At 74.9% G+C, this 19,847-nt stretch carries 16 protein-coding genes; 5 read left to right on the top strand and 11 right to left on the bottom strand.

Features of this window, described 5'->3' with window-relative positions:
* Positions 1–47: 47 nt before the first annotated feature.
* Positions 48–2,003 carry an alpha/beta hydrolase family protein gene (locus tag ACPYO6_RS02790; protein WP_425713370.1) on the top strand — a complete coding sequence of 652 codons (1,956 nt, stop codon included), beginning with the start codon at positions 48–50 and terminating at the stop codon, positions 2,001–2,003.
* 42 nt (positions 2,004–2,045) lie between these two features.
* Here the strand turns inward: ACPYO6_RS02790 and ACPYO6_RS02785 are convergent, their stop codons facing one another.
* From ACPYO6_RS02785 to ACPYO6_RS02765, 5 genes are all read right to left on the bottom strand, one after another.
* A complete protein-coding gene (locus ACPYO6_RS02785; protein WP_425713369.1) occupies positions 2,046–3,461 on the bottom strand; it encodes a serpin family protein in 1,416 nt (471 codons plus the stop codon).
* 110 nt (positions 3,462–3,571) lie between these two features.
* The gene (locus ACPYO6_RS02780) at positions 3,572–4,870 is read right to left on the bottom strand and encodes a serpin family protein (protein ID WP_425713368.1); all 1,299 of its coding nucleotides are present in this window, start codon (positions 4,868–4,870) and stop codon (positions 3,572–3,574) included.
* A 186-nt stretch (positions 4,871–5,056) separates the two neighbouring features.
* Entirely contained in the window at positions 5,057–7,873 is a 2,817-nt protein-coding gene (locus ACPYO6_RS02775) for an aconitate hydratase (RefSeq protein ID WP_425713367.1), read from the bottom strand.
* A gap of 275 nt (positions 7,874–8,148) precedes the next feature.
* Entirely contained in the window at positions 8,149–9,600 is a 1,452-nt protein-coding gene (locus tag ACPYO6_RS02770) for a class I SAM-dependent RNA methyltransferase (protein ID WP_425713366.1), read from the bottom strand.
* Between the two features lie 211 nt (positions 9,601–9,811).
* The gene (locus tag ACPYO6_RS02765; RefSeq protein WP_425713365.1) at positions 9,812–11,794 is read right to left on the bottom strand and encodes an APC family permease; all 1,983 of its coding nucleotides are present in this window, start codon (positions 11,792–11,794) and stop codon (positions 9,812–9,814) included.
* Positions 11,795–11,827: 33 nt separating this feature from the next.
* Here ACPYO6_RS02765 and ACPYO6_RS02760 point away from each other — a divergent pair, with 33 nt between their 5' ends.
* Together ACPYO6_RS02760 and ACPYO6_RS02755 are read left to right on the top strand one after the other, a co-directional pair.
* On the top strand, positions 11,828–12,493 hold the full coding sequence (locus ACPYO6_RS02760; RefSeq protein WP_425713364.1) for a potassium channel family protein: 666 nt from the start codon (positions 11,828–11,830) through the stop codon (positions 12,491–12,493).
* Complete coding sequence (locus ACPYO6_RS02755) at positions 12,490–13,158, top strand: potassium channel family protein (protein WP_425713363.1); 669 nt, start codon at positions 12,490–12,492, stop codon at positions 13,156–13,158. Before ACPYO6_RS02760 ends, ACPYO6_RS02755 begins: the two co-directional genes overlap by 4 nt.
* A gap of 94 nt (positions 13,159–13,252) precedes the next feature.
* Here ACPYO6_RS02755 and ACPYO6_RS02750 read toward each other — a convergent pair whose 3' ends face one another.
* The 3 genes from ACPYO6_RS02750 to ACPYO6_RS02740 are packed head-to-tail and all read right to left on the bottom strand — an operon-like array spanning position 13,253 to position 15,167.
* On the bottom strand, positions 13,253–14,068 hold the full coding sequence (locus ACPYO6_RS02750; RefSeq protein WP_425713362.1) for a DUF3159 domain-containing protein: 816 nt from the start codon (positions 14,066–14,068) through the stop codon (positions 13,253–13,255).
* A complete protein-coding gene (locus ACPYO6_RS02745) occupies positions 14,065–14,454 on the bottom strand; it encodes an OB-fold nucleic acid binding domain-containing protein (protein WP_425713361.1) in 390 nt (129 codons plus the stop codon). Before ACPYO6_RS02745 ends, ACPYO6_RS02750 begins: the two co-directional genes overlap by 4 nt.
* A complete protein-coding gene (locus ACPYO6_RS02740; RefSeq protein ID WP_425713360.1) occupies positions 14,451–15,167 on the bottom strand; it encodes a DUF3710 domain-containing protein in 717 nt (238 codons plus the stop codon). The genes ACPYO6_RS02745 and ACPYO6_RS02740 overlap by 4 nt, the downstream gene beginning before the upstream one ends.
* Positions 15,168–15,325: 158 nt before the next feature.
* On the opposite strand from ACPYO6_RS02740, the gene ACPYO6_RS02735 reads away from it, so the two are divergent.
* Positions 15,326–15,853, top strand: a complete 528-nt coding sequence (locus ACPYO6_RS02735; RefSeq protein ID WP_425713359.1) for a DUF3093 domain-containing protein — start codon at positions 15,326–15,328, stop codon at positions 15,851–15,853.
* On the opposite strand, the gene ACPYO6_RS02730 is transcribed toward ACPYO6_RS02735, so the two are convergent.
* Entirely contained in the window at positions 15,808–16,107 is a 300-nt protein-coding gene (locus ACPYO6_RS02730; RefSeq protein ID WP_425713358.1) for a DUF4193 domain-containing protein, read from the bottom strand. The two genes, ACPYO6_RS02735 and ACPYO6_RS02730, sit on opposite strands and share 46 nt — an antisense overlap.
* A gap of 356 nt (positions 16,108–16,463) precedes the next feature.
* On the opposite strand from ACPYO6_RS02730, the gene sepH reads away from it, so the two are divergent.
* Positions 16,464–18,011, top strand: coding sequence for a septation protein SepH (gene sepH / locus ACPYO6_RS02725; RefSeq protein ID WP_425713357.1), 1,548 nt, complete (start codon positions 16,464–16,466; stop codon positions 18,009–18,011).
* 15 nt (positions 18,012–18,026) lie between these two features.
* Here the strand turns inward: sepH and ACPYO6_RS02720 are convergent, their stop codons facing one another.
* The gene (locus ACPYO6_RS02720) at positions 18,027–18,683 is read right to left on the bottom strand and encodes a thymidine kinase (RefSeq protein ID WP_425713356.1); all 657 of its coding nucleotides are present in this window, start codon (positions 18,681–18,683) and stop codon (positions 18,027–18,029) included.
* Positions 18,683–19,846: an alkaline phosphatase family protein gene (locus ACPYO6_RS02715; protein WP_425713355.1), complete on the bottom strand. Its 1,164-nt coding sequence runs from the start codon at positions 19,844–19,846 to the stop codon at positions 18,683–18,685. Before ACPYO6_RS02715 ends, ACPYO6_RS02720 begins: the two co-directional genes overlap by 1 nt.
* Position 19,847 lies beyond the last annotated feature (1 nt).

The following is a 19,847-nucleotide window of genomic DNA, read 5'->3' as shown; positions in this document are numbered from 1 at the left end:
CGACAGCCGCCGTGTGGCGTACGGCACCGGGCGCGTAGCCTGGACCGATGAGCGCCGACGAGGTCGTCCCGCACGTCCGCCCCCACGGCACCTGGCCGTGGCCCGTTCCCGTCAACCGGCTCACCGCCGGCACGCGCGTGGCCGAGCCCCGCCTCGACGACCGGGGCGCCTGGTGGACGGAGCAGCGTCCCGCCGACGGCGGTCGCACGACGCTCGTCCACCGCCCCCTCGAGGGCGAGGTCACCGACCGCGTCGTCACCCGTCCGGACGGCTCCCTGCCGGACGTCGCGTCCGACGTGCACGGCTACGGAGGTCTCGCGTACGCCGTCGGCGGGGGTGTCGTCGTCGTCTCGGACCGCTCCGACTCGCGCCTGCACGGGGTCGTCGACGGGCACGTCCTCACCCCGCTCACGCCCGACGACGGGTCCGCGTGGGGCGACCTCGAGCTCGACCTCGCCCGCGACCGGGTGCTCGCCGTCCGGTCCGCGCCCGGCGCGGACGGCGACCGGCACCGCGCCCAGATCGTCGCCGTCCCGCTCGACGGATCCGCCGCCGACGACCCGGACGTGCTCGACGTCCTGCTCGAGGGCCGTGACTTCCTCACCTCCCCGCGCCTGTCCCCCGCCGGGGACGCGCTCGCGCACGTGGCGTGGGACCACCCCGAGATGCCCTGGACCGGCGGCGAGGTCCTCGTCAGCCTCCTCGACGACGACGGACGCCCCGGACCCTCCGCCCGGATCGCGGGCGGCGCCGGCGTCGCGGCCTCCCAGCCGGTGTGGACGTCGACGGGCGAGCTCGTCCACGCCGACGACTCCACCGGCTGGCAGAACCTCTACCGCACCGAGGCCCCGACGACCGAGGAGCGCCGGAAGCGCGACCTCCACCCCGTCGACTCGGAGTTCGCCCCGCCGCAGTGGGGCCTCGGCCCCCGCACGATCGCCGAGCTCGACGACGAGCACCTCGTGTGCACGTGGGTGACCGACGACCGGTGGCACCTGGGCACCGTGCGGCTCGCCAACGGGGAGGCCGAGGAGTGGGTGACCGGCCTCGAGGCCGTCGGTCCGGTCGCCGCCGGCTTCGGCCGCGTGCTCGCCGTGCTCGCGGGCGCCGACCGGCCGCCCGCGCTGTACGAGCTCCAGGTCGGCGCCGGTCGGTGGGAGCTCGTCGCCGGCGCCGCCACCGGTCCGCTGGCGCCGGGCGACGTCGCGCATGCGCGGTCGGTGGCCTGGACCGGGGACGACGGCGAGGAGGTCCACGGCTTCTACTACCCGCCCACCTCCGAGCGGTACACGGGGCCCGAGGGCGAGCTGCCGCCGCTGGTCGTCGTCAACCACGGCGGCCCGACGGCGTCGACGACCGCGACCTGGAACGGGTCGGTCCAGTCGCTCACCACGCGGGGCATCGCCGTCCTCGACGTCATCCACCGCGGGTCCACCGGTCGCGGCCGCGCGTACGCCGACCGGCTGGACGGGCAGTGGGGGGTCGTCGACGTCGCCGACGTGGCGTCGGGTGCTCGGCACCTCGCGGAGTCCGGGATCGTCGACCCGGACCGCATGGCGGTGCGCGGGGCCTCGGCCGGCGGCTACACGACCCTCGCCGCGCTCGCCTTCACCGACGTGTTCAGCGCCGGCATCTCCCGCTACGGGATCGGCGACCTGCGGATGCTCGCCGAGGGCACCCACGACTTCGAGTCGCGCTATCTCGACCGCCTCGTCGGCCCTCTCCCGGAGGCGGCGGCGACCTACGACGAGCGCTCACCGATCAGGCACGTGGACCGGATCACCGCCGCCGTGCTCCTGCTCCAGGGCGACGAGGACCGGGTGGTCCCGCTCGACCAGGCCACCTCGGTCGCCGACGCGCTGCGGGCGGCGGGGCGCGACGTCGAGCTCGTCGTGCTCGAGGGCGAGGGGCACGGGTTCCGCTCGACCGAGGCGATCGTCCGCGCCGCCGAGGCCGAGATCGCCTTCCTCGACCGCGTGTGGGGGCTGTCCGACGGGGCGTGAGCCGCGGGGAGTGGCGCCGTCCGGGCCGGGCAGCGGCGCTACCTACCCGTCCTCACCCCGCGGGTCGCCGATGACGCCGTGGACGAGCACCCAGCCGGTCTCGCCGTCGACGATGCGCACCGCGTAGGGGCGGTCGACGATCATCTCGGCCCGCTCGGGGGGCTGCGCAACGCCCGACTCCGCGACCGCGATCTCGGTGACGGCGGCCGCGACGACGCCCTCCTCGCCGATCTGCAGGCGGGCCTGCTGGACGGCCTGATCGATGACGTAGCCGTCGCCGGGCAGCATGCGGGACAGGTCGGGAGTCGGACCGAACAGCTCGACGGCGCCGAGCTCGGTGAGCACCGGGGCCAGCCCGAAGCTCGTCTCGACGTCGGCCCGCGGAAGGGCGAGGTCGAGGGCCACCTGGTCCGCCCCGTCCAGTCCGTCGGCGATCGCCGCCCAGTCCTGCGCCGTGAGCTCCGCCGGCGCCGTCCCTTCGCCCGGCAGCACGACCTCGAGGCGCAGCCCGTCGAGCAGCGGGAGGCTCGTCGCCTGGTGACCGTCGACCTCGGCGTACGTCAGCGGGGCCTCGGCGTGCATCGTCGGCACCTCGACGACCTCGCCGCCTGCGAGCGTGAAGCCGTCGTCGGTGGTGGCCGCCTCGTCGAACCGGTCGAGCCACGCCGACGCGACGAGCATCGCGTCCTGCAGGACGAGCACCGTGTCGGCCCTGGCGTCGATCCCGCTCTCCTCGACGAGCTCGGCCGTGTGGAGGCGGACCCACTCGTCGAGGACGTCCTGCATCTCGTCCGGGCTGCTCGTCGCGACCACACCCGCGCCGAGTCGGTGGGAGACCGTGTCGAGCCAGTCCTGCTCGGGGACGACGTCGTCGCGCAGGACCACCTGGTTGGCCGTGTGAAGGATCGCGTGGTCGGGCAGCGGGTCGAGCACGATCGTGGCGGGGTCCTGGTCGAGGTCGGCCCGCTCTGCCCGCAGCGCCTGGATCGCCTCGAGAGCGCCGTCGACGTCCGACCCGAGCAGCTCCTCGACCTCGGAGCGGGTCTCCCCGTCGCTCCCTGCACCCACCATCGCGAGAGCGGTCGCCAGGCTCGAGGGCGAGACGACGAGGGTGTCCTGGTCCGGGTCGGCGAGGACCTCCGCGACGACGTCGGCGCCGAGCGCGGCCGTCGCGGCGAGGTGGGCGTCGAGCGCGGTCGCGTCGGCGAGCGCGACGGGTGCAGGCTGTCCCGCGGGCTCCCCCGTCGGCGAGAGATCGGTGGCGCCGCCGGCGCCCGCGGGTCCGTCCGACGGCGCGGCACCGTCCGAGGGCGCGCCCGGGGGACCCGCGGTCGAGGAGCCGGTGGCATCGCCGGACCCGGCGTCGTCGTCCGTCCCCGGTTCTCCCGACCCGCAGGCGGCGAGGGCGAGGAGCGGGAGGGCGGCGGCGGCCGCGACGGCGCGGCGACGGGTCGACATGGCCCGGACGGTACGCGTCCGGGGTCACCTTCCGGTCACGGGGCGGCGTCCCACCGGATGCGGTCCGCGCGGAGCGCCGATCGGCCGGGCGCGGGCCGGGCGCCCCCGGGCTACCCCTCGCCGCGTGGGTCCGCGACGACGGCGTGGACGAGCACCCACCCGGTCTCGCCGTCGACGACGCGCAGCGCGTAGGGCCGGTCGACGATCAGCTCCCGGGTCTCGGGCGGGGGCGGGATCGCGCCGGCGGCGTCGGTCTCGCTGACCGCCGCGGCCACCACGCCCTGCTCCGTCACCTCGAGGGTGGCCTGCTGGACGGCCTCGTCGACGAACGCGCCCTCGAAGATGCCGCCGAGCTCACCGCCGCCGTCGGCGAACGACTCGGCACCGAGTCCGGGCAGGGCGGACATGAGGTTCGTCGTCGTGGCGAGGTCGGCGCGCGGGAGACCGAGGTCGACGAGCGCCTCGTCCCCCGAGGTCAGCGCGTCGTCGAGGGCGTTCCAGTCCTCGGCCGTCAGCTCGCTCGGCGCGGTCCCCTCGGCCGGGAGGACGACCTGGACGTCGAGCCCGCCCTCGAGGTCGAGGCTGGTCGCCGTCGCGACCTCGGTCTCCGCCCACGGCAGGGGCCGCTCCGCCCGCATCGTCGGCACCGTGACCTCCGAGCCGTCGGCGAGGGTGAACGGGAGGTCCTCGGTGGCCGACCCGGAGAACCGAGGCTCGAAGGACGCGTGCAGGAGGACGGCGTCCTGGACGACGAGGCCCGTGCTCGCGTCCGGGGTGATCGCACTCTCCTCGACGAGCCCGCCGGTGTGCAGGGCCACCCACTCGTCGAGCAGCCCCGGTAGCTCGTCCGGCGATGCCTCGACGACCTCCGCGCCGAGGCCCTCGACAGAGGTCAGCCACGCGTCGCCGGGAGTCACGCCCTCGCGGACGGCGACCTGGTCGGCGAGGTGGAGCACGGGCGAGTCCGGCCACGGGTCGAGGTCGCCGGCGGCCGGGTCGACCTCGAGATCCGCCCGGACCGCCCGCAGGTCGCCGATCGAGGCGAGGACGTCCGACGAACCACCGCCGAGCAGGGTCTCGAGCTCGGCGAGCGTCTCGCCCTCCGCCCCGGCGGCTAGGATCGCCAGCATGGTCGCGGCGGAGGCCGGCGAGACCACGAGCGACTCGTCCTCGGCGGTCGCGGCGAGCTCGGCACCGAGGTCGGAGACGGCGGCCACGTGCGCGTCGAGCGCGGCGGGGTCCGCGGGCTCGTCGTCGGAGGGGTTCTCGTCGTCGGAGGGAGTCTCGTCATCCTGCGTCGACGTCGATTCCTCGGAGCCGTCCTCGTCCTCGCCGCCGGCGCAGGCGGCGAGGACGAGCGCGAGGGCGGTCACCAGGACGGCGGGCGGAAGTGCGCGGGAGGATCGCATGGGCCGACGGTAGGTGCGCCGGATCAATGCGCACGGGCGCACGGACGGGGAGGTCCGCCCTCCCCCGCGCAGGTGGGCCGTCGTCGGCCGCGCCGGCGCCCCGGACCTGGGCGCGTCGATCCCGCCCGGACGCACCGCGGCCCCGACCCGAGAGGGCCGGGGCCGCGTGCGACCGGACCTGCTGCGTCAGGCAGCGACGAGCGAGCGCAGCACGTACTGCAGAATGCCGCCGTTGCGGTAGTAGTCCGCCTCGCCGGGGGTGTCGATGCGGACGACCGCGTCGAACTCCACGACCTCGCCGGACTCCTTGGCGGCGCTCACGCGGACCGTCTTCGGCGTCGTGCCGTCGTTGAGGGCGGTGACGCCCGAGATGTCGAACGTCTCGGTCCCGTCGAGCCCGAGCGACTCGGCGCTCTCGCCCTCGGGGAACTGGAGCGGGAGGACGCCCATGCCGATGAGGTTCGAGCGGTGGATGCGCTCGAAGCTCTCGGTGATGACGGCGCGGACGCCGAGGAGCGCCGTGCCCTTGGCCGCCCAGTCGCGCGACGAGCCCGAGCCGTACTCCTTGCCGCCGAGGATGACGAGCGGGACGCCCGCGTCCTGGTAGGCCTGCGAGGCGTCGAAGATCGTCTCCTGCTCGCCGGTGAGGAGGTTCTTGGTGAACCCGCCCTCGACGCCGTCGAGCAGCTGGTTCTTCAGGCGGATGTTGGCGAAGGTGCCGCGGATCATCACCTCGTGGTTGCCGCGGCGCGAGCCGTAGGAGTTGAAGTCCTTGCGGTCGATGCCGTGCTCCGCGAGGTACTTCCCGGCCGGCGAGTCGGCCTTGATCGACCCGGCCGGCGAGATGTGGTCGGTCGTCACGGAGTCGCCGAGCTTGGCCAGCACGCGGGCGCCGGCGATGTCGGTGACTGGCTCCGGGGTGGCCGGCATGCCCTCGAAGTACGGGGGCTTGCGGACGTAGGTGGACTCGGGGTCCCACGCGAACGTCGAGCCGTCCGGGGTCTCGAGGCTGCGCCAGCGCTCGTCACCCGTGAAGACGTCGGCGTAGTCCTCGGTGAACATGTCCGAGCTGACCGACTCCGTGATCGTGCGCTCGACCTCCTCCGGCGAGGGCCAGATGTCGGCGAGGAAGACGTCGTTGCCGGACGGGTCCTGGCCGAGCGGCTCGGAGTCGAAGTCGAAGTCCATCGTCCCGGCCAGGCCGTAGGCGATGACCAGCGGCGGGGAGGCCAGGTAGTTCATCTTGACGTCGGGGTTGATGCGCCCCTCGAAGTTGCGGTTTCCCGAGAGCACCGACGCCACCGCGAGGTCGTTCTCGTTGACCGCCGCGGAGATCTCCTCGGGCAGCGGGCCCGAGTTGCCGATGCAGGTGGTGCAGCCGTAGCCCACGAGGTGGTAGCCGAGCTCCTCGAGGTAGGGCCACATGCCGGCCTTGTCGTAGTAGCCGGTGACGACCTTCGAGCCCGGCGCCATCGAGGTCTTGACCCAGGGCTTGACCTGCAGGCCCTTCTCGACGGCGTTCTTGGCGAGGATGCCGGCCGCCATCATGACGGACGGGTTCGAGGTGTTGGTGCACGACGTGATCGAGGAGATGACGACGGCGCCGTGGTCGAGCTCGGTCGTCCGGCCGTCGGCGAGGGTGACCTCGACGTTGGCGTGCGGGCGGTGGTAGCCCGCCGGGACGGCGCCCGAGTGCTGCGGGTGCCCGAGGTCCGAGGACGAGTCGTGCGCGTCGTGCGACGGCGCGTCCGAGGCCGGGAACGTGTCGGCGAGCTCCTTGTCCTGCGGGCTCTTCTCGATGTCGTGGCCGTTGACCACGTAGTTCTTGAGGTCGCCGGCGAACTGGCCCTTCGACTCGGTCAGCGCGATGCGGTCCTGGGGACGCTTCGGGCCGGCGATGGACGGGACGACCGACGAGAGGTCGAGCTCGAGGTACTCGGAGTAGACCGCCTCGCGCGAGGGGTCGTGCCACATCCCCTGCTCCTTGGCGTACGCCTCGGCGAGCGCGACCTGCTGCTCGTCGCGGCCGGTCAGGCGCATGTAGTCGAGCGTGACCTCGTCGATCGGGAAGATCGCGGCGGTCGAGCCGAACTCCGGGGACATGTTGCCGATGGTGGCGCGGTTGGCGAGCGGGACCTGGGACACGCCGTCGCCGTAGAACTCGACGAACTTGCCCACCACGCCGTGGCTGCGCAGCATCTCGGTGATCGTCAGCACGACGTCCGTGGCGGTCGCACCGGACGGGATCGAGCCGGAGAGCTTGAAGCCGACCACGCGCGGGATGAGCATCGAGACGGGCTGGCCGAGCATCGCGGCCTCGGCCTCGATGCCGCCGACGCCCCAGCCGAGGACGCCGAGGCCGTTGACCATCGTGGTGTGGGAGTCGGTGCCGACGCAGGTGTCGGGGTAGGCGCGCAGCACGCCGTCGACCTCGCGCGGCATGACGACGCGGGCGAGGTACTCGATGTTGACCTGGTGGACGATGCCGGTTCCCGGCGGGACCACCTTGAAGTCGTCGAACGCCGACTGGCCCCAGCGCAGGAACTGGTAGCGCTCGCCGTTGCGCTCGTACTCGATCTCGACGTTGCGCTCGAACGCGTCGGAGCGGCCGAACACGTCGATGACGACGGAGTGGTCGATGACGAGCTCGGCGGGTGCGAGCGGGTTGATCTTGTCGGGGTCGTCCCCGAGCTCGGCGACGGCCTCGCGCATCGTGGCGAGGTCGACGACGCAGGGCACGCCGGTGAAGTCCTGCATGAGCACGCGGGCCGGCGTGAACTGGATCTCGACGCTCGGGTCCGCCGCGGCGTCCCAGCTCGCGAGCGCGCGGACCTGGTCCGCGGTGATGTTTGTGCCGTCCTCGGTGCGCAGGAGGTTCTCAGCCAGCACCTTGAGGCTGTACGGGAGCTTCTCGAGCCCCTCGACGGCGTCCAGGCGGAAGATCTCGTACTCCGTGCCGCCGACGTCGAGCGTCGCGCGGGAACCAAAGCTGTCCAGGCTCATGTTCTCTCCTCGGGTTGTCAGCTGTCCGGCGCCCTCACCGCCGACCCGCCCATGGTGTCAGACGTCGACACGCAGGGACGGAAGTTATCTCGACGTCAAGATACTTCGCGGCGGCGCGTCGTGTCCAACCGGCGCGCGGTCTCGGCGAGAGTGCGGTTCAGGTCGGGGTCCTCGACGAGAGTGCGGTCGGTGGCCGGCGAGGAACAGCCGCACCCGTCGAGAATGCGGTTCACACGCCCCTCACCCGCCCTCTCGACACGGGGCGACGGGAAAGATCAGGCCCGGACGAGCGAGACGACGGCCTCGAGGTGGTGCGTGTGGGCGAAGAGGTCGAGGGCGACGACCCGCTCAGCGACGTACCCGGCCGACCGCGCAGCCGCGAGGTCCCGGGCCAAGGCCGCCGGGTCGCAGGCGACGTGGACGATCCGCCGCGGTCCCAGGTCGGCGACCGCCGACATCACGTCGGCCCGGGCCCCGGCACGCGGCGGGTCGAGGACGACGGTCCCGCCCGCCGCCCACTCCGGCTCACGGCCGAGCGCGGCGACCGAGCCCGCGTCGACCGCGCCGCTCAGAGGTCGCGCCCAGGGGGTACCCACGAGGTTCGCGCGCGCGTCGTCGACGGCGCCGGGCGCGCCCTCGAGCGTGAGGACGCCTCCGTCCGGGCCGACGGCTCGGGCGAGGGCGGCGCTCAGCAGGCCGGCGCCGGAGTACAGCTCGAGCACGCGCGTGCCGTCGAGGCCGGCGCGAACCGCGTCCGCACGAACCTTGTCGGCGCGGGCGTCCTCGTCGGTTCCTGCCGGTCCGGCCGCCGCGTCCCGCTCCCCCGGTGGACGCTCCCCCGGTGGACGCTCACCCGGTGCGCGCTGCCCCGCGGCGTGGTCCGATCCGTGCGCGGTCCCGGCCTCGTCCGGCAGCCATGCGGGCGGGTCGGGCAGCCGGGGCGCGACTCCGGCGGCCAGGGCCAGCACCACCTCGACCAACGTGGCCGGGGCGGCGTGGTGCACCTGCCAGAACCCGTCGGCCGCCACCGTGAGGTCGAGCGGGCCGAGCACGGTCGGCACGGTCTCGGCGACCCGGGGTCCGCCCCGGAGGGCCCGCCCGTCGACGAGCAGGCGGGGTTCGGCGTCGGGCCCCGTCCCTGATCCGACGACGGCGCGCACCCGCGCGCCGGGATCCACACGCAGGTCGGACAGCAGCGCGGGGGCGTCGAGCCTGGGGTCCGCGAGCGGCAGGCGCGCGAGCGGGAGGACCTCGTCGCCGCGGTACCGGTGCATCCCGAGGCGGCCGTCCGCCGCGCCCGTCAGCTCGACCCGCGTGCGGGTCCCGGGCTGCGCGGGGTCGGCGACGGCGCGGACCGCGGTGGAGCCCTCGGCGGCCGCGACGTCGCCGGCCACCTGCTCCCCGCCGATCCTTCGCAGCGAGTCGTCGAGGACCGCGGTCTTCCAGTCGAGCTGGGCCGCCGGGGCCACGTGCCCGAGGTCTCCCCCGCCGACGCCCCCGGGCCCGGCCTCGGGCCACACGTGCCGCACGCGCGTGCGGGCCGGCTCGATCACCTCCACGGCGTCGGCGAACCACACGCGGGACCGGCGCGCCGTCACCGCGACCCGCACCACCTCGCCCGGCACCGCGTGGCGCACGAGGGTGACGACGGACCCCACGCGCCCGACGACGAACCCCCCGTGCGCGGGGCTCCCCACCGCGACGGGGTCGTCGAGGAGCTCCGCCACGGCATCGGGCGCCGGCGCTCCCCGACCCCGCCCGGACGAGCCCGACCCGCCGGCACGACCCCGACGCGCCCCACCCGGGCGACGGCCGCCGCGGCCACCACCGCGACCGCCGCTCCTGCCCCGGCCGGCACCACGGCCACCTCCCGCACCGCCGCGTCCGCCACCGGCTCGACCACCGGCTCCGGCGCCCTGCGAGCCGCGCTCCTCGTCGTCAGCCACGGTGGACCTCCTGGTCGCCGATCTCGTCGGCGCTCGAGAGCTGGAAGGGGACGGTCGCGACCACGACGCCCGGCACGAGCCGGAGCCGGTCGTGCAGCCGCTTCGCGGAGCCGTTGTGCAGCAGCCGGTACCAGGCGCGGCGCACGACGTACTCGGGGAGGTACACGACGACGATCTCCCGCGGGGACGCCCGGCGCACGGCCCGGACGTGCTCGAGGACCGGCTCCGTGACGTCCCGGAACGGCGCGTCGAGGACGGTGAGCGGGACGGGGACCCGGACCTCGTCCCACCGCCGGCGCAGCTCGACGGTCGACGCCTCGTCGAGGAGCACCGTCACCGCCTCGAGGGTCGAGGGGCGGGTCGCCCGTGCGTACGCCAGCGCCCGGGCCGTCGGCTGGTTGAGCGTGGAGACGAGGACGATCGCGTGCACCCGGGCCGGGAGCGAACGCGCCTCCGTGTCCGCAGGCACGGCCACCCGGCGCGCGACGTCGTCGTAGTGCCTGCGCACGGCCCCCATGAGCAGGAACACGAGCGCGATGAGCAGCACCGTGATCCAGGCGCCCCGCGTGAACTTCGTGACGAGCACGACGACGAGGACGAGCCCCGTGAGCACGGCACCGACCACGTTGATCGCCCTCGAGCGCCGGGCGGCCCCCCGCAGACCGGGGTCCTGCTCGGTGCGCAGGACCCCGCGCCAGTGCCGGACCATGCCCGTCTGCGCGAGCGTGAAGGAGACGAAGACGCCGACGATGTAGAGCTGGATGAGCCGGGTGACGTCCGCCTGGAGGGCCACGACGAGGACGGCGGCCGCGGCGGCCAGCGCGAGGATGCCGTTGGAGTACGTGAGCCGGTCGCCGCGGGTGTGCAGGCGGCGCGGCAGCAGCCCGTCGCGCGCGAGCACGGACGCGAGCACGGGGAAGCCGTTGAACGCCGTGTTGGCGGCGAGAAGGAGGATCGCACCCGCGACGACGGCGACGAGCGCGACGAGCGGCGTCCACCCGCCCAGCACGGAGTTGGCGATCTGCACGATGGCGGGGTCCTGGTGGTAGGTCGGCCCCACCGGCACGCCGTCGCGGAGGAGCTGCTCGGCGGGGCGCTCGACCACCCGGACGTCGATCGCCGTGGCGAGCCAGATGATGGACATGAGCATCGCCGAGGAGATGCCGCCCAGCAGCAGGAGGGTCGTCGCGGCGTTCTCCGAGCGGGGTCGGCGGAAGTTCGGCACGCCGTTGGCGACGGCCTCGACCCCGGTGAGCGCGGCGCACCCGGAGGTGAAGGCGCGCAGCACGAGGAACGCGCCGCCGAGCGTGGCGATCGCCTGGTCGTGCGCGGGGTCCGGGACGACCGTGAGGCTCGCGGTCGCGGCGTCGGGCAGGCCCGCACCGACCAGCTCCCGGACGGCGCCGACGACGGCGAGGCCGCCGACCGAGGCCATGAACAGGTAGAACGGCACGGCGATCGCCCGCCCCGACTCGCGCACCCCGCGCAGGTTGAGCAGGGCGAGCAGGGCGATGAGCGCGACGGCGAGCGGGACGCGGTACGGCTGCAGCCAGGGCACGGCCGAGGCGAGGTACTGGACGCCGGAGGAGATCGACACGGCGACCGTGAGGACGTAGTCGACGAGCAGCGCGGAGCCGACACCGCGGCCGGCGCGCGGTCCGAGGTTCGTCGTCACGACCTCGTAGCCGCCCCCGCCCGAGGGGTAGGCGCGCACGGTCTGTCGGTAGGAAAGGACGACCACGACCATGACGACGACGACCGCCAGGCCCACGGCGGGCGACAGCGCGGTGGCGGCGACCCCCGCGAGGGCGAGTGTCAGCAGGATCTCGTCGGGCGCGTACGCCACGGACGACAAGGCGTCGGAGGAGAACAGCGGGAGCGCGAGCCGCTTGGGCAGGAGCGTCCCACCGAGGCGTTCGGTGCGCACCGGGCGACCCACGACCAGCCGCTTGAGCGCCGAGACGAGGTCGGGCACGCGGTCGATGCTAGACCGGGGTACCGTCGCGGCGTGCACGTGGTGATCATGGGATGCGGCCGCGTCGGGGCCTCGCTCGCGGAGCGGCTCGACGCCACCGGGCACTCGGTCGCGATCGTCGACCAGGACCCTGACGCGTTCCGTCGGCTGTCCGAGGACTTCTCGGGCCGCCAGGTCAAGGGCGTGGGGTTCGACCGCGAGACCCTGCGGCAGGCGGGCATCGAGGACGCCTACGCGTTCGCCGCCGTCTCCTCCGGCGACAACTCGAACATCATCGCGGCGCGCGTGGCGCGGGAGACGTTCCGGGTCGAGCGGGTCGTCGCCCGCATCTACGACCCGGTGCGCGCGGAGGTCTACCAGCGGCTCGGCATCCCCACGGTGGCCACCGTGCGGTGGACCGCCGAGCAGGTGCTCGCGCACGTCCTGCCCGCGTCGAGCCCCGCCGAGCACGTCGACGCCTCCGGGCTCGTCTCGCTCGTACGGCTCGAGCCGCACGTGACCTGGGTGGGGCGCACCGTCGTCGACGTCCAGGAGGCGACCGGCGGGCGCGTCGCCTTCCTCACGCGCCGCGGCGAGGGCACGGTCCCACACTCGACCTCGGTCCTCCAGGAGGGGGACCTCGTCCACATGGCGGTGGCGACCGACCGGGTCGGTGCGGTCCGCCGCACGCTCGCGGACCGGCCGCGGGAGGCGCGATGAAGGTCCTCATCGCGGGAGCCGGCTCGGTCGGCCGGTCGATCGCGCTCGAGCTGCTGGGGCACGGCCACGAGGTCACGCTGGTGGACCACGAGCCCTCGGCCATGCGCGTCGCGTCGGTCGCCCGCGCAGATTGGCTCCTCGCCGACGCCTGCTCGCCGAGCGCGCTGACCGACGCGGGGGCCGCGAGCAGCGACGTGGTCGTGGCCGCGACCGGGGACGACAAGGCCAACCTGGTCATCTCCCTGCTCGCGAAGTCGGAGTTCGCCGTGCCCCGTGTGGTGGCGCGGATCAACAACCCGAAGAACGAGTGGATGTTCACCGAGACCTGGGGCGTGGACGTGCCCGTGTCGACCCCGCGGATCATGACGAGCCTCGTCGAGGAGGCCGTCTCCGTCGGCGACCTCGTGCCGCTGTTCCGCTTCCACCGCTCCGGGGCGTCGATCCACGAGCTCACGCTCCCGGACGACTCCCCCGTGGTCGGGCGGCGCGTCGGCAGCGTCGACCTCGGGCCGCACGCCGTGCTCGCGGCCGTCATCCGGTCGGGGACGGCCTACGGTGCCGAGCCGGACCTCACGCTCGAGGCCGGCGACGAGCTGCTCCTCGTCCTGTCCGCGCAGGGCCAGGACGACCTCGGCGCGCTCCAGGACGCGCTCGCGCCGCACTGACCGCGCGCGGCTCCTCACCAGGAGGTCGCCCTCGCCGAGGGGCGCCCCGGGGACCGGGTCACCCCGGGGACCGACGACGCCGGACGGGGGCCGGTCAGCCGGCGGTCGCGGCCGGGCGTTCCCGCACGAGCGCCCACGTCAACCAGGCGGCGAGCGCGAACAGCGGGATCCCCATGACGAGCCGGGCCACGCCGAGGGCCGCGACCTCGCCGGAGAGGTAGAGCGGCACCTGCACGGCCAGCCGGGCGGCGAACACGCCGACCCACAGCCACGACGCGGCGACGTACCGGCGGCGCAGCGGCGCCAGCTCGGGATCGGTGCGCCACTGCATGCCGCGCCCCTTGAGCAGCTCGACGAGCACGCCGATGGGCGCCCACCGGACGAGGATCGCGATCAGCAGGCCGAGAGCGTAGGCGCCGTTGACGTACAGGCCCCAGGCGAAGAAGTCCTCGGCCTGCCCGGAGCGCCAGGCCCACACCACCCCGATGCCCACCCCGAGAAGGCCCGACAGCGCCTGGGTGAGCGGGGTGCGCTGGACGAGCCGGACCGCGCAGAGCAGGACGGCGACGGCGAGCGAGGCCACGAGCGGGATCGTCAGCTCGCGGGTGATGACGAAGGCGGTGACGAAGACGGCGCCGGGCGCGACCGCCTCGACGACGCCGCGGACGCCACCGATCGACTCCGCCAGGGAGAAGTCCTCGGCGACGACCTGGCCGAGGCCGGACCGGCGCCCGGCGGCGCCCGCGGCCCCGCCCAGCGGGTTCGCGCCGGGGCCGCCCGGGTCGTCGGAGCGGCCGTCGGTACCGGGGTCGATGACCTCGTCCGGCTCGAGCGCCGTGTCCGGCTCGACCGCCGGGCGCGTCGCGGGCTCGTCGTGGTGGGCGGGACCGCGATCGTCGGGCGCGCTCACCGGTGCCGCCCGGCGACCTGGTCGATCTCCTCGAGCTCGGCCAGCGAGGGCCGCAGCTCGTACGCGGGGTCCACCAGGGTGGGTCCGTCGTCGTCGAGGACGACCCCCTCGGCCACGAGGCGCCGTCCCGGGACGATGCCGGGGACCTCGCGCCGTCCGCGCAGGACGATCGCGAGCTCGCCGGTCCCGTCGTAGAGGTGGGCGCGCAGGTCCGGCGCGTCGTCGACGGGCGGGTACGTCACCGACCGCAGGATCCCGGCCACGCGCACCCGCTCCCGGGGCGCGACCGAGCCGATGGGACGGCAGCCCTCGACCCGGGAGGACTCGCGCTCGTCGAGGGCGTCGAGCTCCGCCACCGTCGAGAGCAGGCGACGCCGAACGGTCACCGGGTCTCCTGGATCTCGGGTCCGCGCTGCAGGTCCTTGAGCGTGAGCGTCCGGCGGGCGGGGGCACCGCCCGTGTCGACCTCGTCGGTGGTCTCCCCGGTCCCCGGCGCGGTCAGTGCCACGACCTCGCGCGGTGCCCGCGCCTCGGGACCGCGCACGACGACGACGTCCGCGAGGACGTCCCGCAGCGGCTCGGCCGCGGCCTCCTCCTTCGCCGCCAGGCCGGAGAACATGCCGCGCAGGAACCAGCGCGGACCGTCGATCCCGACGAAGCGCAGCACGTTCATCGCGCTCGTGCCGTCGGACCGGGTGACCGGGAGGTGGACGACGAGCTCGTCGCCCCAGCGCCCGGTCGCCTCCTCGACCATCCCCTTCTGCTTCTCGACGGACGCGGCGAGCTCCGTGCGCACGTCGTCCCACAGGCCGGCCGAGCGGGGCGCGGCGAACAGCTGCAGCTGCAGGGCGGAGCCCTCGAGCGCCACCGACGTCCCGATGACGGTGCGCCGTTTCTTCTCGAGCTCGAGCCGCACCTTCATCCCCGACGCGCGCGGGATGCGCAGCGCGCCGAGGTCGAGCCGCCCGTCGAGGTCGGGCCGGTCGGCCACGTCGAAGGGCCCGGTGGCGCCGTCGTCGTGCTCGGTCGTCGAGGTGTCGTCCTGGTCCGGCTCCGGCGTCTGGTCCGCCTTGTGCCGGCCGCGTGAAAACAGTCCCATGCGTTCCTCTCCTGCCCGCCGTCGCCGCGGCCGCAGCGCGCCCGGCGGGCACCGCGTGCGAGCCTACCCGCGGCCCCCGGGCCTCGGTCACCGGGTCGGGGCCCGCTTCTCCCCGGGCGAAGCCGCCGTCCGCCCGCAGGCGGTGGCAGGCTGTGGCGGTGACCTCCTCCCCCGCCGCCTTCCGCGAACGACTCACGCCCGGCCCGATCCAGCTCGTCCTCGCCGCCGGGCTGGGCCTCTCGCTCGCGCTGGCCACGCTGCCGTTCGGCGCGGCGGTGGCCGTACCGGTCGGGGTGGTCTCGGCCGTCCTCGTCGCGGTCGCGCTCTGGCTGTCCGCACCCGTCGTCGAGGTCACGGCCGACGGGCCGGGGGCGCAGGGGGACGAGGGCGAGGAGGGGCCGTGCCTGCGGGCGGGCGGGGCCGTCATCGGTCTGCACCACCTGGGGGACGCGCACGTCCTCGACCCGGTGGGGATGCGGGCGATCCTCGGTCCGCGCGCCGATGCCCGGAGCTTCGTGGTCCACCGCTCCTGGGTGGGGCACGGGGTCGTGGTCGTCGTCGACGACGACCGGGACCCGACCCCGATGTGGGTGATCTCGACGCGGCGGCCGGACGAGCTGGCCGCCGCGCTGAGATCAGGTCAGGCGGCGCACTCGGTGCAGACGAGAGAGCCGTTCTCCTCGTAGGCCAGCTGGCTGCGGTGGTGGACGAGGAAGCAGCGCGAACAGGTGAACTCGTCGGCCTGGCGCGGGAGGACCCGCACGCTCAGCTCCTCGCCGGACAGGTCGGCGCCGGGGAGCTCGAAGCCCTCGGCCGCCTCGGTCTCGTCCTCGTCCACCGAGCTCGAGGACTGCTCGGCGCGGCGCGCCTTCAGCTCCTCGATCGAGTCCTCGCCCAGCTCCTCTTCGCTCTTGCGGGGTGCGTCGTAGTCAGTCGCCATGCTGGCGTCACGCTCCGGGTTCTACTCGTGGTTCATGGGGTGGGAAGCGCCCCTGGATCGCGTTCAACGCACGCCTGCGAAAATTGTTCCCGACCTTGGTCGGACGGATTGTGCACCACAAATCGTCCGGCGGCCACCCATATCCACGGTCCTGCACCTGTGCCGCGACAGACCGCGCCACCGGGGCGCGGACGGCCCGCGCCGACGGGGTCGCACGACGCTCGAACTGTGAGGCGATCCACTGCCGTACGGGGCACGGGCGTCGCCGTCGGGGCCGTGGCCTCCCGCTCCCCCGGACCTCGTCCACCTATCCTGAGTGCGCCCGGGACCACGGGCAGTCGCCGATGGAGGACCGCATGGTCGAGCTGACCGTCACCGGAACGTCCGAGTCCGGCGAGCACCTGCTCGTCGCCGGACCGGACGGCGCCGAGTACCACCTGCGGATCGACGAGGACCTGCGCGCCGCCCTGCGGAGGGCGGCGGCCAGCACCCGTCGGTCGACCGAGCCCACGCACCTCTCGCCCCGGGAGATCCAGGCCCTGCTGCGCTCCGGGTACGACGTCGACGAGATCGCGGACGAGCACGGCCTCCCGCGTGAGCGGGTCGCCCCGTTCGAGCCGCCGGTCACCGCCGAGCGGAACTTCGTGGTCGAGCAGGCCCGTCGGCAGCGCGTGGGGCACGACTCCGACTCCCCCACCCTCGGCGACCTCGTGGTGGACCGCCTCGCGGCCCGGGGCGTCGAGGTCGAGGACCTCGCGTGGGACGCCCGACGGCGCGCCGGCGAGTCCTGGCAGGTCGGCGTCACGTTCGTCGCCGCCCGCAAGGAGCGCAGCGCGGTGTGGACGGTCGACCTGCAGTCGCGCACCCTCGTCGCGGTCGACGACGAGGCGCGGTGGCTCTCGGAGACCGAGGTCGGTTCCACGCGGCGCCCGGGTCGTGCCGACGGCCCGCTGGGTGCCACCCGGCCGCGCGGCGGTGCCGAGCCGCCGTGGGCGCGCGACGAGACCTCCCGCGCCCGGTCCGGCACCGACGGCGAGACCGCCGTCGAGGTCGGAGCACCGCAGGGAACGGACGACGCCGAGGACGAGGTGACGTCCCCGGCCGACCTGCCCGAGTCGGACACGACCGAGGCGCTCCTCGACGACCTCGCCGCGCACCGGGGCACGCGGCTCGATCTCGACGACCTCCAGGACGAGCTCGACCTCGACTCCCTCGACGACGACACGGCGCCAGACACGACCCCGGTCGACGACGTGCCTGCGGCACACCCGCCCGCGTCCCGTCCCGACCAGGCGCGCGACGCCCAGGTCCTCTCGCTCGACGCCCACCGGCGCTCGCGCCCGCTCCCGGGTGCCGGACCGGACCCGGACGCGCCGGCGCTCGACCCCCGCGGGACGCACCCCTCGGGGCGCGGCCGCACGGCGCCGACCGGCGCGGGCCCCACGGACGCCCGGCCGCAGGGTGCCGGTGAGCCCGGTGCGGGACGGACCGCCGCCGAGGCCGCCGGTTCGGGCTCCGGTCCCGAGGCAGGATCCGGCTCCGGACCGGACCGCGACGCCGAGCCTTCGGGGACCGGCTCGACGGAGACGACGAGCTCGGCGTCGGAGTCTGCGCCCGACGACGAGACTGCCGCGACGGGATCGTCCGCCGGCCCCGCGACCGGGTCCGGTACGACCACCGTCGACGACGACGCCACGCCCTCCGGCGACGGGAGCGGCACGTCCGACCCGTCCGAGACGGGCGCGACGCAGGCCGACGCGGCCGACCGGTCCGACGCCGAGACGGACGACGCGGACTCCCCTGCTCCCGCGCCGCGCCCTGCCCGGTCCTCGGGCCGCAAGCAGCGCCGCTCGGTCCCGTCGTGGGACGAGATCGTCTTCGGGTCCCGCTCCGACTCGGACTGACCCGGGAGGCGTGCGTCAGTCGCCCGCGAGGTCGAGCGTCGGCGGGCTCAGCTCCCCGGCGCCCGCGCGCGCGGCGGTGAGCCCGCGCATGTGGTGGCGCCGGCACAGCACCTCGTACGCGACGTCGGCCCTGACTCCTCCGTCGGCCGTGTCCCCGACGACCACCTGCTCACCCTCGGTCACCATCACCCCGCCGACGGTCCGGGCGTTGTGGGTGGCACGCGCCCCGCACCAGCACAGGGCCTCGACCTGGAGCCGCTCGACCCGGTCGGCGAGCTCGACGAGCCGCGCGGCCCCAGGGAACAGCCGGGTCCGGAAGTCGGTGGTGATGCCGAAGGCGAAGACGTCGACGTCCATCTCGTCCGCCACCCGGGCCAGCTGCTCGACCTGCTCGGGGCTGTAGAACTGGGCCTCGTCGCACACGAGGTAGTCCACGCGCCCGCCGGCCGTCCGGCGGCGCACGACCTCGGCCCAGAAGTCGGTGGCGTCGGAGACCTCGACGGCGTCGGCGCGCAGGCCGAGCCGGGACGACAGGACCCCCGTACCCGCGCGGTCGCTCCGGCTGAAGCGCAGGCCGTCGCGCCCCCGGGCCGCGTGGTTGTGGTCGACCTGCAGCGCGAGCGTGGACTTCCCCGAGTCCATCGTCCCGGAGAAGAAGACGAGCTGACCCATCAGCCGGCCGCCACGAGGAGGGGGACCTCCTGCTCGGCCGGCGTCGACGAGCCGTGGACGCCGACCAGCCTGGTCGAGCCGATCGCCTCCGAGCCCTCCTCGAGCACGACCGTCGTACCGCCGAGGAACGCGACGACCTCGCCGACGGCGGCCGCGCGGTCGTCGGGCACCTCGGCGCCGAGGGCCCCCGACGACACGAGCTCCTCGCGGGTCACCACGGCGGACTCCGGACCGAGGACCTCGCGCCAGCGCGCGGCGACCCGTGCCGGTTCGGCGTCGTCGTCGAGGAAGAGGTGGCACGCACGAGGCTCGCCGGCGACGAGGGCGACCCCCTCGCGCAGCTCCGGGTGCGACGCGAGGTCGATCCGCCCGGCGACGTCGACCATGCCGTGGTCAGCCGTGACGAGCACCAGGGTGTCGCGGGGTACCTCCCGGGCGAGCCGGCGCAGCTCGGCGTCGGCGGCCATCAGCTCCTCGCCCCACTCCCACGAGCCCCAGCCGTGCACGTGCCCCACGTGATCGACGTCGCCCCAGTAGAGGTAGGCGAGGCGCGCATCCGCCCTGAGGGCACCGACCGCGGCGTCGACCCGCGCGGCCAGCGACTCACCGGTCAGGCCCCGGCCGCCGCGCAGGGCCGAGCGCGTGAGGCCGGAGCCCACGAACCGCGCCGGCCCGATCGTCACGGCGCCGCGCGGCTCGCCGGTCGCCTCCGCGGCCCGCTCGAACAGCGTGGGGACACGCTGCCAGCGTTCGGCAGTCATCGGCGCCTCGGCCCAGGTCACGAGGTTGACGAGGTCACCGGTCGGCGGGTGCCGGACGGTGTAGCCGAGCATCCCGGTCGCGCCGGGCAGCTCGCCGGTGCCGAAGGTCGTCAGCGCCGAGGCCGTGGTCGAGGGCAGGCACGTGTCGAGCGCGATCGCGTCCGGCAGCAGCGAGCGGAGGAACGGGGCGTGCCCGCCTCGCTCGGTGAGCTGGGCCAGCCCGAGCCCGTCGACGAGAACCACGCAGACCCGGCGCGCGTCCGGCAGGCCGAGGCCGCCGCGGTCCTCCGCGGACGCCCGCCCGGCGGACCGGGTGGGCACGCCCACGGCGTCGAACGCCGCCGGCAGGACGGCACGCAGGTGCCGCGAGAGGTCAGGTGCTCCCGGGGTGCGGGCCCGCATC

The sequence above is a fragment of the Georgenia sp. Z1344 genome, assembly GCF_049856295.1.
In the GTDB taxonomy this organism is placed as follows: domain Bacteria; phylum Actinomycetota; class Actinomycetes; order Actinomycetales; family Actinomycetaceae; genus JB111.
The sequence above is the reverse complement of the archived record's forward strand: the minus strand, read 5'-3'. Positions and strand labels throughout refer to the sequence as shown.